We start from the raw sequence: 12,255 nt of genomic DNA, 5'->3' as shown, positions 1-12,255 counted from the left end.
ACGTTGTGGTTGCTCGTGGCTCATACGCGCAGCATCACCGCGGTGCGTGATAGGGGCTTGGGAATGTATCGACCGGCGTGCCGACCGCTCCCCACTCTCTGTAGGTTCGGCGGTGGCCGTCGCCCTCGTGCCGCGTTCCGCAGTCGACGCGGCCGGGAACCGACGACTACGTCGACCGGCCGACGGCGGGTTCCGCCGAGCGCCCCTGACTGCTACGCGATCGGCCGGCGTCTGACAGCCCTCACGGCCCCGGCCGCCTCCGGAGCGGTCGGCACGGGGGCGTGAGGGTCACGCATCTTCGGGGTCCGTCTGCTTGACGCGGCCGACGACACCGGATTCGAGTTCTACCTTGATGCCACCGGGGTGGGTGTGCTCGTCGGTCAACACCGTCGACACGTCGCCGACGATGGGGTCGCCCGGGTGGCCGTCCTGCTCCTGGACGATTTCGACTGTCTGTCCGCGTGCGATGTCGTCACGGCTCGGCAGGTCGTCAGCCACGCCACCCACTACTCGACGGCGACGAAAAAATCTCTTGTCACGACGGTTCGCGGAACTCGACTCCGCTCGGCGTCGGCCGCGCTCTCGGGACGCACCGGACACCGCGACTCACTCGTCGTCTGTCTCGCGTGGCTGGAGGAACATCGACTTGCCGTCGACGATGGCCGTCCCGTCGTCGGAGTAGACGAGTTCGAGTTCCTTCGCTTCGAACTCGGACTCGAACTCCTCCCAGGAGATCTCCTTCAGGTCCTCGTCCTCGCCGACGAGGCTGACGCGGAGCAGTCCGTGGTCGCCCTGTCCCTCGCTCTTCGGTTCGTGTGCGGGGTAGCCGCCGCGGTCCTCGATGACGCTCCGGGCGAGCGTCGGGTTCGACGCGTGACGTCTCTCGGCGTCTTCGTCAGATGACATCGGTACGTCGCCTACTGTCGGGACGCACTTGTGTATTCTGGTCGACAGGATTTTGGTGCGTCGAGCCGGGGTGTCCGGCGGGACGGACGCAGTGAGAACGCGACCATACACCACCCCACGCTCCCCGTGACGGCTCTCGACTCCGACGGGAGAGCGCCTACAGAATCTGGTCCGCCCACTCGCGGCCACACTCGTGACACTCGAACTGTTCCACGACGTCCCCGCCCCGGACGTCGAGGCCCACCCTCGGTGCCAGCCAGTATCCACATCTGGGACACGAGGAGTGGGGCATGTAGCGTAGTACGGGACGCCTCCCGAAACAGGTATTCCTGTCACTCGCAAGCACACGTCTCCACTCCGTCTCCTCGGGGGCGCGTTCGCTCGTCACGTCCGTCTCTCGCAGAGTTCGCCGGCCGGGATTTGGCCCACGGGCGCTTTGCTCGCTCCGCTCGCGATGCTCTCTGATTCAAATCACGTCGCACGGACACGGCTCTCACTGGCGTTCGAGACGGTATGCGCCGGCCGGGATTCGAACCCGGGCCATGAGCTTGGAAGGCTCAGGTCCTACCACTAGACCACCGGCGCTCGCTTCACTCACACCGAGGCTCGCGACTCCGTCGGAACCGCTCGCCACCGGCGTTCACTTCCTTCGTACCCTACCCCGGAATAAGGACCTTACGTTACTCGCCGCGGAGTGCGGTACGTGGATGCGACCCCGCGACTCGCTCCTCGCCCGCGTCTCGCGACACCACCGGAGCGAACGGGGTTCCGGGTCGGGTCAGTCGTCGCCGTGTGCTCGCGCCGTCTCGCGCAGGTCGTCCGACATGGAGGGGACGGACTCGCCGTCGACCGGTCCTTCGCTTTCGATTTCCTCCAGCGACTTGGGGAACTCCCGGAGTTCCATGTGGATGGCGATGCCGGCCTTCGCGCCCATTCCCATCGCCACGGGAATCTGGTTGTGGCCGGGGACGGTGTCGCCGACGGCGTACACTCCGTCGACGCTCGTCCGCCCGTGGTCGTCGACGTCGACGGTGCCGTCGTCGTTCAGGTCGACCCCGAGCTGCTCTGCGAGGCCGGTGTTGTAGTTCGAGCCGTACATCGCGAACCCGCCCCGGTACTCCCGGACGCTGCCGTCTTCGAACTCGAAGCTCTCCAGCCAGCCGTCGTCGTCCTTCGTGAGGCCGACGACGTCCTCCTCGACGACGTCGACGGGGTGCGCGCGGACCAGTCGGTCGGTCTCGTCGCTCCACGTCGGCTCCTCACCCCGGAGGAGGATGTCGACTTCGTCGGTGAAGTTGAGCATGATCATCGCCACGTACGCCGCGGAGTCGGAGTGGCCCATCACGTACACCGACTCGTCGACGAACATGTACGCGTCACAGTGCAGGCAGTAGTGGAGGCCACGGCCCGTTCGCGGGAGCGGCGGGTCGGGGCGTTCGTCGTTGAACCCCGTGGCGAGGACGACACGGTCGGCGAGGTACGCCCCGTCGTTCCCGGCGAGGCGGAACCGACCGTCGTCGGTTCGCTCGACGTCGGTGACGAAGTCACGGATCAGCGAGGTGCCGTACGCCTCCAACTGGTCGCGGGCGGTCTGGAGGAACTCGTTGCCCGACACGGATTCGGGGACGCCGATGACGTTGTGCGTGTCGAGCATCATCGCTGCGCGCCCGCCACCGCGGTCGACGAGCGCGGTGTCGTGGCCTAGTCGCGTCGTGTACAGCGCCGAGGTCAGGCCGGCGGGACCGCCGCCGACGACGACGACCTCGAACTCCTCTGCGGTGGGCGAGTCGGTCATCACTCTCTCCTTGGACTGCGGAAAGATAAACGTCGGACGTTCGTGCGTCGGGGGAATCCACCCGGTGTGTGTTGTCGATGCACACGCACCCGGGCCAGTGGTCGCCCCGCGACGTTCCAGACGGTCCGCCGCCCGTCCTCGCGCCCGGACTCAACCTCGCCGCTCGTCCACACCGACGACGGCGTAGCAGTTCCCGCTGGAGACGAACACGTCGTGAGCGACGAGCCGCGAGGCGTCGAGGTCGGCGCGGAACTCCTCGGGCGCGTAGATGTGGTAGAACCGGGGAACGGTCTCGCCGCCGGGGAGCGTCCAGTCGACGGTGGTGTCGAACCCCGCCTCGCCGCCCCCGCTCTCCCGGTCGGCGAACCGGTCGTGGACCGTCGACCACGCGCTCACGACCGCCCGCCCCTCTGCCGCGAGGACCCGTGCGAGTTCGTCGAGGCTCGCGATGCGGCGCGCACGAGGCGCGAGGTGGTGGAGGGTCGCGACGTACACCGCGAGGTCGACCGTCCCCGCGCACAGGGGGAGCGCGGCGGCGTCGCCCTGCAGGAACGCCGCGTCGAACCCGCGCTCCGCAGCGCGGGCGCGCGCCTCATCGAGTAGCCCGCGGCTGACGTCGATACCGACGACTCGCGGTGCGCGGTCGGCCAGGAGTTCGGTGTGTCGTCCGTTCCCACAGCCGACGTCGAGTGCGACCCGTCCGCGTCGCCCGTCGAGGAACGTCTCGACTTCGGGCCAGGCGTACTCGCGAGTCGCCGCGAAGTGTGACGCGATTCGGTCGTAGGTCCGGGCTGTGTCGGCCACGTCGCCGTCCATGTGTCGACTCCGCGGAGCGGCGTCAAAAACCCGTTCCTCGGCTCCCAGGCGGGCGCTCAGACGAGAAGGAACACCACGTAGGTGACGAACACGAGGAGCGTGGCGTGTTTGAGGCCGTCGGTGACGCTCCCCTCTCCGAGCTGGCCGGCGATGAGGCCCGAGAACACTCCCTGCACGAGCGTGACGTGGAAGAACAGGAGCGAGTACGCGTCGGTGTCGACCGTTCCGAGGCTGGAGAAGACGCCGGTGGAGACGGCCGAGCCGCCCGAGAACGCGGCGCTCTGACTCGCCGACTCGATGGCGGGGATGAACGAGACGGTGAGCGCGACGATGATGCCGAGGAAGACGAAGAAGGAGACGTAGATGACGACGAGGTAGGTCAGCATCTGCTGGCGGCGTTCCTCCCGGAGCGACCGCGTGTCCTCGGTCTCGTTGGCCGCGATTCGCAGGACAGGAGAGATGTCGCCGCTGGCGCCCATCGCGTTGGTGACGAGCGCGACCGACCGGGTGAGCATCGGTGCCCGCGTCCGGTTGGCCATGCGCCGGAGCGCGCTCGCCACGTCCGCACCCCACTCGATGTCGCGGTGTGCTCGTCGCAGTTCGGTCCCGAGCGCACCGAGGTCGGTCTGCGAGACGCGCTTGATACTCGAGACGACCGTGAGTCCGGCCTCGTTGACGCTCGCCATCCGGTCGAGGAAGTCGGGCGTCGCGTTCTCGATGTCCCGATAGGTCCGCTTCCGAAGCTCGTAGATGAGCGACAGCAGCCCCATGACGAGCAACGCCGCCTCGACCAGTGGCTCGTCGACGACGTCGACGACGCGGTACGCCTGCAACCCCTGTGTGCTCGCGGCGCCGGCAGAGAGCGCGACCGTCCGGTCGAACGTGAGCGCGACCCACACGAGGGCGATGGGGACCGTGAAGTACAGCGTGACGAGCGGGTTGGCCAGTATCTTCGCCTTCGGGTCGTCGAGCCACGCCCGGAGCGCCGCCGTGCGGTCGTACGCGCGGAGGCGAGCGTAGTTCTGCGCCTTGCGCACCCCTCCGGCGTCGACGGTTCCGCCGTCGGTCGCTGTGGGTGCCCTCGCGTGCGCGAGGAGCCCTTCGTCCGTCGCCTCACTGTCGACGTCGAGGTCACTCTGCCAGCTCGACGCCCGGAGCGAGTCCGTGATGCTGTCGATGTAGACGATGAACGCGATGCTCGCGAGAGGGATACCCAGATAGGTGACGACCTGAATCAGGGGGAGGGTGTCGGAGATGACGAGGCCGATGACCACCAGCACCGTGATGAAGAAGAGCGGCCCGGCGACGAGGACGGTCACGTATATCTCCGCGAACGTCTCGAGCAGTTCGAGATACGTCTGCTGCTGGGCGGCGATTTCGTCCTGGTAGCGCTCGTACTGTTCGTGGAGGAACGACGAGAGCGCCCGCCCGGAGCCGAGAACGCTCGCGAGGTTCTCGGCGAACTCCTCGAGGCCGTCGCTCGGAGTCCGTCTCGCGGTGTCTTCGAGCGCGGTGATGACGTCGGTCCCGAACGTGTTCGTGTCGCGGACGACGACGGCGAACTCCTCTGCGGCTTCGCCGTACACCTCGCGGTTCGCCGCGAGCGTCTCGAGCACCGTCGGGAACGGCATCCCGGAGCGCGACAGCGCGTAGATGAACGCGACGGTCCGCGGGAGCGTCGTGTCGATGCGGTTCGCCCGCGCGTTCGCCACCTGGTCGAGGTAGAGCCAGCGGGCCTGGTAGCCGAGGGCCGCCGCCGGCACCCCGAGCGTCACCCCGGCGACGACCAGGACGACTATCAGACCGAGGAGCGTCACCTGCGCGACGCTGTCGGTTCCCGAGAAGAACGCGAGGACCGAGGGGAGGAGACCCCGAAGCCCCGGGGGGATCGTCACGCCGAGCGAACCGGTGAACGTCCCCGTGAGGTCGGTCGGGCTGACGTCCATGAGGACGAGCACGGACCCGACGGCGTAGACGGTCAGGACGGAGCCGACGAACCCCAGTGAAGCCGCGACGAACAGCGTCCGCGAGGCGAAGCGACCGTGGGTCTGGCCGACGTGCGCGGCGCGCATACGTTCCACCTCCCGCCGACGGCGACGGCCCTCGCGTCCGAGGAGTGACCCGAACAGCCTGAGACTCGCTCGCGTGAGGAGCCGGTCGACACGGTGGTCGACGAACGTGACGACGAGGAACGTGACGAGTCCGAGGACGCAGACGAGTGGGACGAGGAGGTGGAGCATGACGCTACTCCGCCGGGACCTCCGTCTCGTGAGCCTCCTCGACCCGCTGGATGACGCGGTCCGGGTGGACGTAGTACTCGTTGACGAGCGCCGTGAACGTCCGGTAGTCGTTCACCCCGCGGTCGGCGAGGAAGCGGAGGAACCGCTCGCGGTTCCGTAGCTCCCGCCGGAGTTCCGTCTGCGTCCAGCCCCGGTCGTCGCGAATCTCGTCGAGGAGCGTGCTGTCGAAGCGGTCGAAACTGTCCGTCTCCGCGTTCCACGCGAAGGCGTTCGAGTAGTCGAGTTCGCCCGTCCGCTGGTCGATGCCGCCGATTTCGCCGATACCCTTCGAGCGCCGGACCCGTTCGCCGTCGAACCGCGTGAGCGTCTGCACACAGAGCAAGTCCAGCGACTGCACCATCGCGCGCGGGACGTTGATAGGTTCGTTCTCCAGTCGGTTGATGACCGTCTCGACGCTGTCGGCGTGCATCGTCGAGAACGTCGTGTGGCCGGTGTTCATCGCCTGGAACAGCGTCACGGCCTCCTCGCCGCGCACCTCGCCGACGATGATGAACTCGGGACGGTGTCTGAGCGCCGAGCGGAGGAGGTCGTACATGTCGATGTCCGCTCCCTCGTGGAGTCGGGTCCGGGTCACCGAGGAGAGCCAGTTGTCGTGGTACAGCGTCAGTTCGCGGGTGTCCTCGATGGTCAGCACCTTCGACCGCGGCGGGATGAACATCGACACCGCGTTCATCGACGTCGTCTTCCCCGAGGCCGTCCCGCCGGCGAAGATGAGCGAGCGGTTGTTCTCGATACAGAGCCACAGATACGCCATCTGCTCGACCGAGAAGGTGCCGTAGTCGATGAGGTCGATGGGCGTGAACGGTTCGTCGGCGTACATCCGGAGCGTGAACGCCGACCCACGGGGGGTGACCTCCTCGCCCAGGGCCAACTCCGCACGCGACCCGTTCGGGAGCGTGGTGCCGACGACGGGGTCGCCGACGCTGACGTGCCGCCCCGACCGCTGAGCCAGGCGGACGACGTAGTTGTCGAGTTCCTTCTGTCCGAACGTGACGTTCGTCTCGATGTCGGTGTAGCCGCTGTGGTAGACGAAGATGGGGAGGTCGTAGCCGTCACACGAGATGTCCTCGATGTGGGGGTCGTCCATCAGCGGCGTGACCCGGTCGTACCCGAGGAAGTCGCGGACGAGGTAGTACCACAGCGCGTGGAACGTCCCCACGTCGATGTCGACGCCGTACTCGTCGAGGAGCGACACCAGTTCGTCTCTGAGCGCACCCGCGCCGAGTTCGTCGGTCGCGTCCCGGTACAGCAGTGGCTCTCGGATGTCGCGCCGGACCCGTTCGAGGAGCGTCGTCCCGAACTCGCCGAGGTCCGGTTCGACCACGTTGTACTGGTGTTCGCTCGCCTCCTCGTCGTAGCTGACGACGACGTACGTGTACGGCGCGTTCACCCAGTAGCGTTCCACCTCCTCGTGACCGGGGGGGAGCGAGAACTCGCTCAGCGGGCCGTCCGTCGACGGCCGCAACGGACGATACTTGAACCCGCCCAGGCCGACCATCCCGAGCGCCTGTCGGACGCCGTGTCGCAGTCCGTCGAGCGGCCCCACGATACCGTCCGCTGGTGATGCCGCGTCGTCCCTCTCCTCCTCTGTTGCGTGCCGAGACATTACGGACTCCTGATACAGGTGGTGAGGTCGGCGCACCGGACATAAAAACGTTCGTCCGGCCTTCTCAGCGGTGAGATTGAGGGGGTGAGTAGTCGGTCCGGTCGTCCCCCGTCAGTCGGTCCGGTCGATGGTGAGCAACACGCCCCCGAAGAGGAGGAAGAACACGACGCCGAGCGGGATGGGGACGCCGGGGAAGCCGCGGGTGAAGAGCAGGAACGTCGCGGCGGCGAGGACGACGCCGGTCACCCCGAGGAGCGCGCCGACGACCCGGACGGGGTCGACGGGGAGCGCCTCGACGCGCTCCTCGGCGAGGTAGTAGACGACCGAGAAGACGAGCGCGAGGGCGAAGACGCCCGCCCCGACGGCCCACGCCTGGTAGGCGACGGCGATGGAGTTGCCGGCCTGAAACGAGATGGCGGACAGCGGGTCGAGTATCACCGTCCCCTCGGCGAACGGCACGCCGTAGGCGTACCGGACCTGCACGAAGGGGAAGCGGACGAACAGCACGCTCCCACCGGCGACCGAGGAGAGCATCACGTTCCACGGGATGAACGCCGACAGCCACGTCGACAACACGGCGAGTTCCCCGGCGTACTCGGAGCGGACCCAGACCATACCCGGAGGCCACGTCGAGAGCGAAAAAAGCTGTCGGGACGGGGCGTTACGTTCATACGGCGGCATACCTTAGTCCCGTCTGTCGAATGAGGCGCGATTACTTCACGTTGGACGTCCACGACGTCGACTGGGTCGACGAAGGCGGAACGCCCCAGCAGCCGCTGGTACGCATCGATTTCCACGGGCCGCACGACACACTCACAGAGCGCCTCTCTACCGCCGACGGCGACCTCCTCTCCGCGGCAGAGACGGATGTCGCCTTCCGTCTGGTCGACGGACTCGACGGGGAGGGCGACAGCGACGGCGACGGCGACGACGAGGAATCGACCGGCGTCGTCGGTGTCACGAACCGGGTGACCGGTGACTTCATCCTCGAACTCAACGAGTCGGCCGAGAACGTCTTCCGGTTCATCAAGGCCGCCCGGGAGTACGGCCGCCACGCCGACGCGGACGACGGGCGCTACCGGGTCGAGATAACGCTCGACGGCGAGGACCTCGTCGTCTACGAGAAACAGACGTTCCTCGTCTACGACGCCGACGGCAAACTCCTCCGTTCGGAGAGTCTCATCCCCTCCGGCGTCGAACTGTAACCCCCCGTCCCACCGCCCTCCCGTCCGACCGCCGGCCTCCCGACCCATCGTCGTCCGCGTCCGCCCGTTCGTTCTCCGGTCGTCTCCGGTCCCACACTCGGCTCTCGTCTCCGGTTCGTCCGGCCCCGGCCCTCGTCGCAGTCGGACGAAACCGCGGCGGTTTAACGGTCACCGTTCGTACGGGTTCGCGTGAAGAACGTCACGGACCGGACGAGGAACCCCTTCGGGATGCGGCCGGACTGTGCCCGCTTCGTTCCGGGCTACGGCGACGCCAACGCGCACTTTCACGTCGTCGGCGACCACCCCGGCGTCCACGGTGGCGCCGACACCGGTGTCCCGTTCACCAACGAGGCAGGCTACCGACTCCAGGCGGCGCTCGCCGAGGCGGGACTCCTCGAGGCGACGGGCGACGAACCGACCGTCGACAGGACCTACCTCTCGTACCTCCACATGTGCGTCCCCGAGGGCGACGTCCCGACGGAGGCGGCCTACGCGGACCTCGAACGATACCTCGACGCCGAACTCCGCGCCATCGCAGCGCACGTCCTCGTCCCCGTCGGCGAACGGGCGACGGCGTACGTCTTCCGGAACCACACGGCGCGACCGGTCGACGAGGGAATCGACCTCGCGGCCGTCCACGGCACCGAGATTCTGGGTACCGGGTTCCTCGTCGTCCCCGTCCTCGACCCGGCCGACTGGACGGACGACGACCACGGCCGTCTCGTCGACGGCCTCCGCGAACTCCAGCGGACCGACTACCGCCGTGAGGTCGACCTCGGACGGTTCCTCGCCGGCGACCAGCCGTACCACGTCCGGTGACGCCGCGCCGTCCCGACGGCACCGTCTCTCGTCGACGGGACGACCCCCCGCGCGTCGACAGTCGGGAACCCCACGCCCCGAATCGTCCACGAACGACCATGTGAGATACGTTGTCATCTGCCATTATCCAGTTCTTCGGCCGTCTCGTGCAAACAATATAGTACTCGAGAGCGTGATAATGGTTGTAATTGGCGCGAGCACCAAGCTTTTGAATACATCTCTGCAATAGGGGAATGACGCGCGTGGTGTCACATGCCGCCGGGCGCGTCAGGCACCTGCAGGACTGGTGCTCCTCGCAGTGGCTTGGTCAGTCCGGGGCCCGCTCGACTGCGGTCCCCGTTTGCCTTCGGTCGTCCGACCGCACCGCATCGTTCTCTCGCCGTTCCGAGTCCCCCGCTCCGGGTCCACGCCACCGACCAGTGAAACACTCATTACGCCCCCCTGGTGAGAAGGGGTATGTCCACGGACTCGCCTTCGGCGGACCCCGAGGTCCGACGCGTCCAGCTGGGGAACACGGTCTTCGAGGGGAAGAACGACGTCTACGTGCTTCAGACGGACACGGACGTCGCGCTCGTCGACGCCGGAGTCGACGTCCCGGAGACCAGAGCGGAACTCGAAGCGGGACTCCGTGACCTCGGCCTCGGGTTCGCCGACGTCTCCGACGTCGTCCTCACCCACTGGCACGCCGACCACGCGGGACTCGCCGGGGCGATTCAGGCCGAGAGCGGGGCGACGGTCCACGTCCACGCCGCCGACGCCGACCTCGTTTCGCGCTCCGAGGCGGCGTGGGACGCGTACCACACCCTCGAGGAGCGACGGTTCGAGGAGTGGCAGATCCCCGACGAGTCGCGGACGGCGCTGCGGTCGTTCGTCGACACCCACGCCGACGCGCGCGGCGACCCGGTCGACGTCACTCCGTTCGAGGACGGCGACCGACTCCGCGTCGGCGGCGTCGACCTCACGGTCGTCCACCTCCCGGGACACGCCGCCGGCCTGTGCGGCTTCGAATTCGAGCGTGGGGAGGAGACGGACGCGTTCGTCGGCGACGCGGTCCTCCCGAAGTACACGCCGAACGTCGGCGGTGCGGACCTCCGCGTCGACGCGCCGCTCCAGCAGTACGTCGAGAGCCTCGGACGGGTCGTCGACGCCGGGTGGCGTCGAGCGTGGCCCGGTCACCGAGAGCCCATCGACGCGCCCGCCGACCGGGCCCGGGCGATTATCGACCACCACCGCGAACGGACGCGCCGCGTCGTCGACGTCCTCGACGAACACGGTCCCTGCGACGTCTGGACCGTCTCGGCACACCTCTTCGGGACGCTGGAGCGAATCCACATCCTGCACGGCCCCGGCGAGGCGTGGGCTCACCTCGACCACCTCGCGGCCGCCAGCGTCGTCGAGCGCGACGGTCACCAGTACCGACTCGTCGACGCCGACGTGGACGTGGCGTCGCTGTTCCCTGTCCTCTAGCGCGGAGCGCCGCGGGCCGGTCGCGACGGGCCCGGAGCGACTGGACACGAAACGTTGAAACGCATCACCGGAAAACGAGAGGGTATGGAACTGCGGGTCATCGACAAGACGGACGAACAACTCCGCCTCGAGATTGCCGGCGAGGACCACACGTTCATGAACGTCCTCAAGGGCAGTCTCCTGGAGACGCCGGGCGTCGCCGCGGCTACCTACGACGTCAACCCCGAACAGTCCGGTGGACAGACCGAACCGATTCTCACACTGAAGACCGAACCGGGCGTCGACCCCCTCGACGCACTCGCCGACGCGGCCGGCCGCGGCCAGGAGATGACGACCGACTTCCGCGAGGCCTTCGAGGCCGCACTCTGAGCGACTCGGCCCCCGTCTCTCTGTCCTGCGTCACGCCTCTCGGCCGAACAGACCCGTCGCGTCGACCCGCGTGAGCGGACGCGCTCACCGACGGGACCCGACAGGACCGCTCAGTCTTCGAGTCTGACCGGGACGTCGCGTTCGGCGAGGTACTCCTTGACCTCGCGGACGGTGTACTCGTCGAAGTGGAAGATGGAGGCCGCGAGCGCCGCGTCGGCGTTCGCCTCGGTGAACACCTCGTAGGCGTGTTCCGGCCCGCCACACCCCGACGAGGCGATGACCGGCGTGGAGACGGCGTCGCAGACGGCGCGGGTGAGCGGGATGTCGTAGCCGTCTTTCGTCCCGTCGGTGTCGATGCTGTTGACGAACAGTTCTCCCGCACCCCTTGATTCGGCCTCCGTCGCCCACTCGACGACGTCGACACCGGTCCCCTCGCGGCCGCCCTTGACCGTGCACTCGAACCAGCAGGACTCGCCGTCGATCTGCTCGTAGTGTTCTCCCGCCTCGTCGTACCGGCGGCGTGCGTCGACGGAGATGACGATACACTGTGACCCGAACGCGCGTGCCCCCTCGTCGATGAGGGCGGGCTCCTCCAGGGCGGCGGTGTTTATCGACACCTTGTCCGCGCCCGCCCGGAGCGTCTCCTTGATGTCCTCGCGGGTCCGGATGCCGCCGCCCACCGTCAGCGGAATGAACACCTCGTCCGCGACGCTCGAGACCGTGTCGAGCATCGTCTCTCTCCCTTCGGCGCTCGCGGTGATGTCGAGGAAGACGAACTCGTCGGCACCCGCCTCGTTGTACCGTTTGGCCATCTCGACGGGGTCGCCGGTGTACTTGAGGTCCTCGAAGTTGACGCCCGTGTAGACGGCCGCGTTCCCCTCGTCGTCGAGGTCGACGTCGATGCAGGGGATGATTCGCTTCGTGAGCATTCGTACCAGAGAGTCACCGGGACCGGGTTTGACGGTTTCGTCT

12 protein-coding genes and 1 tRNA gene are annotated in these 12,255 nt (G+C 67.7%); 4 read left to right on the top strand and 9 right to left on the bottom strand.

Annotated features, from left to right (window positions below):
* Nucleotides 1-288: 288 nt before the first annotated feature.
* From ACESK5_RS17175 to ACESK5_RS17140, 8 genes are all read right to left on the bottom strand, one after another.
* Nucleotides 289-498 carry a YwbE family protein gene (locus ACESK5_RS17175; protein WP_372912803.1) on the bottom strand — a complete coding sequence of 70 codons (210 nt, stop codon included), beginning with the start codon at nucleotides 496-498 and terminating at the stop codon, nucleotides 289-291.
* 108 nt (nucleotides 499-606) lie between these two features.
* Nucleotides 607-906 (bottom strand): hypothetical protein, encoded by a 300-nt coding sequence (locus ACESK5_RS17170; RefSeq protein WP_372912802.1) that lies wholly within the window; start codon nucleotides 904-906, stop codon nucleotides 607-609.
* Between the two features lie 514 nt (nucleotides 907-1,420).
* Nucleotides 1,421-1,491: transfer RNA gene (locus ACESK5_RS17165), tRNA-Gly, on the bottom strand.
* 193 nt (nucleotides 1,492-1,684) lie between these two features.
* A complete protein-coding gene (locus ACESK5_RS17160; RefSeq protein ID WP_372912801.1) occupies nucleotides 1,685-2,701 on the bottom strand; it encodes an NAD(P)/FAD-dependent oxidoreductase in 1,017 nt (338 codons plus the stop codon).
* A gap of 150 nt (nucleotides 2,702-2,851) precedes the next feature.
* Nucleotides 2,852-3,517 (bottom strand): class I SAM-dependent methyltransferase, encoded by a 666-nt coding sequence (locus ACESK5_RS17155; protein ID WP_372912800.1) that lies wholly within the window; start codon nucleotides 3,515-3,517, stop codon nucleotides 2,852-2,854.
* 56 nt (nucleotides 3,518-3,573) lie between these two features.
* Nucleotides 3,574-5,757 carry a type II secretion system F family protein gene (locus ACESK5_RS17150; RefSeq protein WP_372912799.1) on the bottom strand — a complete coding sequence of 728 codons (2,184 nt, stop codon included), beginning with the start codon at nucleotides 5,755-5,757 and terminating at the stop codon, nucleotides 3,574-3,576.
* Nucleotides 5,758-5,761: 4 nt separating this feature from the next.
* Nucleotides 5,762-7,423, bottom strand: coding sequence for a type II/IV secretion system ATPase subunit (locus ACESK5_RS17145; RefSeq protein ID WP_372912798.1), 1,662 nt, complete (start codon nucleotides 7,421-7,423; stop codon nucleotides 5,762-5,764).
* Nucleotides 7,424-7,534: 111 nt separating this feature from the next.
* Nucleotides 7,535-8,038, bottom strand: coding sequence for a hypothetical protein (locus tag ACESK5_RS17140; RefSeq protein ID WP_372912797.1), 504 nt, complete (start codon nucleotides 8,036-8,038; stop codon nucleotides 7,535-7,537).
* 86 nt (nucleotides 8,039-8,124) lie between these two features.
* On the opposite strand from ACESK5_RS17140, the gene ACESK5_RS17135 reads away from it, so the two are divergent.
* The 4 genes from ACESK5_RS17135 (at nucleotide 8,125) to ACESK5_RS17120 (ending at nucleotide 11,283) form a co-directional block, all read left to right on the top strand.
* Nucleotides 8,125-8,628, top strand: coding sequence for a DUF5793 family protein (locus ACESK5_RS17135; RefSeq protein WP_372912796.1), 504 nt, complete (start codon nucleotides 8,125-8,127; stop codon nucleotides 8,626-8,628).
* A gap of 189 nt (nucleotides 8,629-8,817) precedes the next feature.
* Nucleotides 8,818-9,447, top strand: coding sequence for a uracil-DNA glycosylase family protein (locus ACESK5_RS17130; protein WP_372912795.1), 630 nt, complete (start codon nucleotides 8,818-8,820; stop codon nucleotides 9,445-9,447).
* Between the two features lie 456 nt (nucleotides 9,448-9,903).
* Nucleotides 9,904-10,914 (top strand): MBL fold metallo-hydrolase, encoded by a 1,011-nt coding sequence (locus ACESK5_RS17125; RefSeq protein WP_372912794.1) that lies wholly within the window; start codon nucleotides 9,904-9,906, stop codon nucleotides 10,912-10,914.
* An 84-nt stretch (nucleotides 10,915-10,998) separates the two neighbouring features.
* Entirely contained in the window at nucleotides 10,999-11,283 is a 285-nt protein-coding gene (locus ACESK5_RS17120; RefSeq protein WP_372912793.1) for a DNA-directed RNA polymerase subunit L, read from the top strand.
* Nucleotides 11,284-11,393: 110 nt separating this feature from the next.
* Here the strand turns inward: ACESK5_RS17120 and hisF are convergent, their stop codons facing one another.
* The gene (gene hisF, locus ACESK5_RS17115) at nucleotides 11,394-12,212 is read right to left on the bottom strand and encodes an imidazole glycerol phosphate synthase subunit HisF (RefSeq protein WP_372912791.1); all 819 of its coding nucleotides are present in this window, start codon (nucleotides 12,210-12,212) and stop codon (nucleotides 11,394-11,396) included.
* Nucleotides 12,213-12,255: the final 43 nt, after the last annotated feature.

The organism is Salinigranum sp., from assembly GCF_041641895.1.
GTDB lineage: Archaea > Halobacteriota > Halobacteria > Halobacteriales > Haloferacaceae > Salinigranum.
Note: the sequence above shows the minus strand (reverse complement) of the source record. Positions and strands in the feature narration are given on the sequence as shown.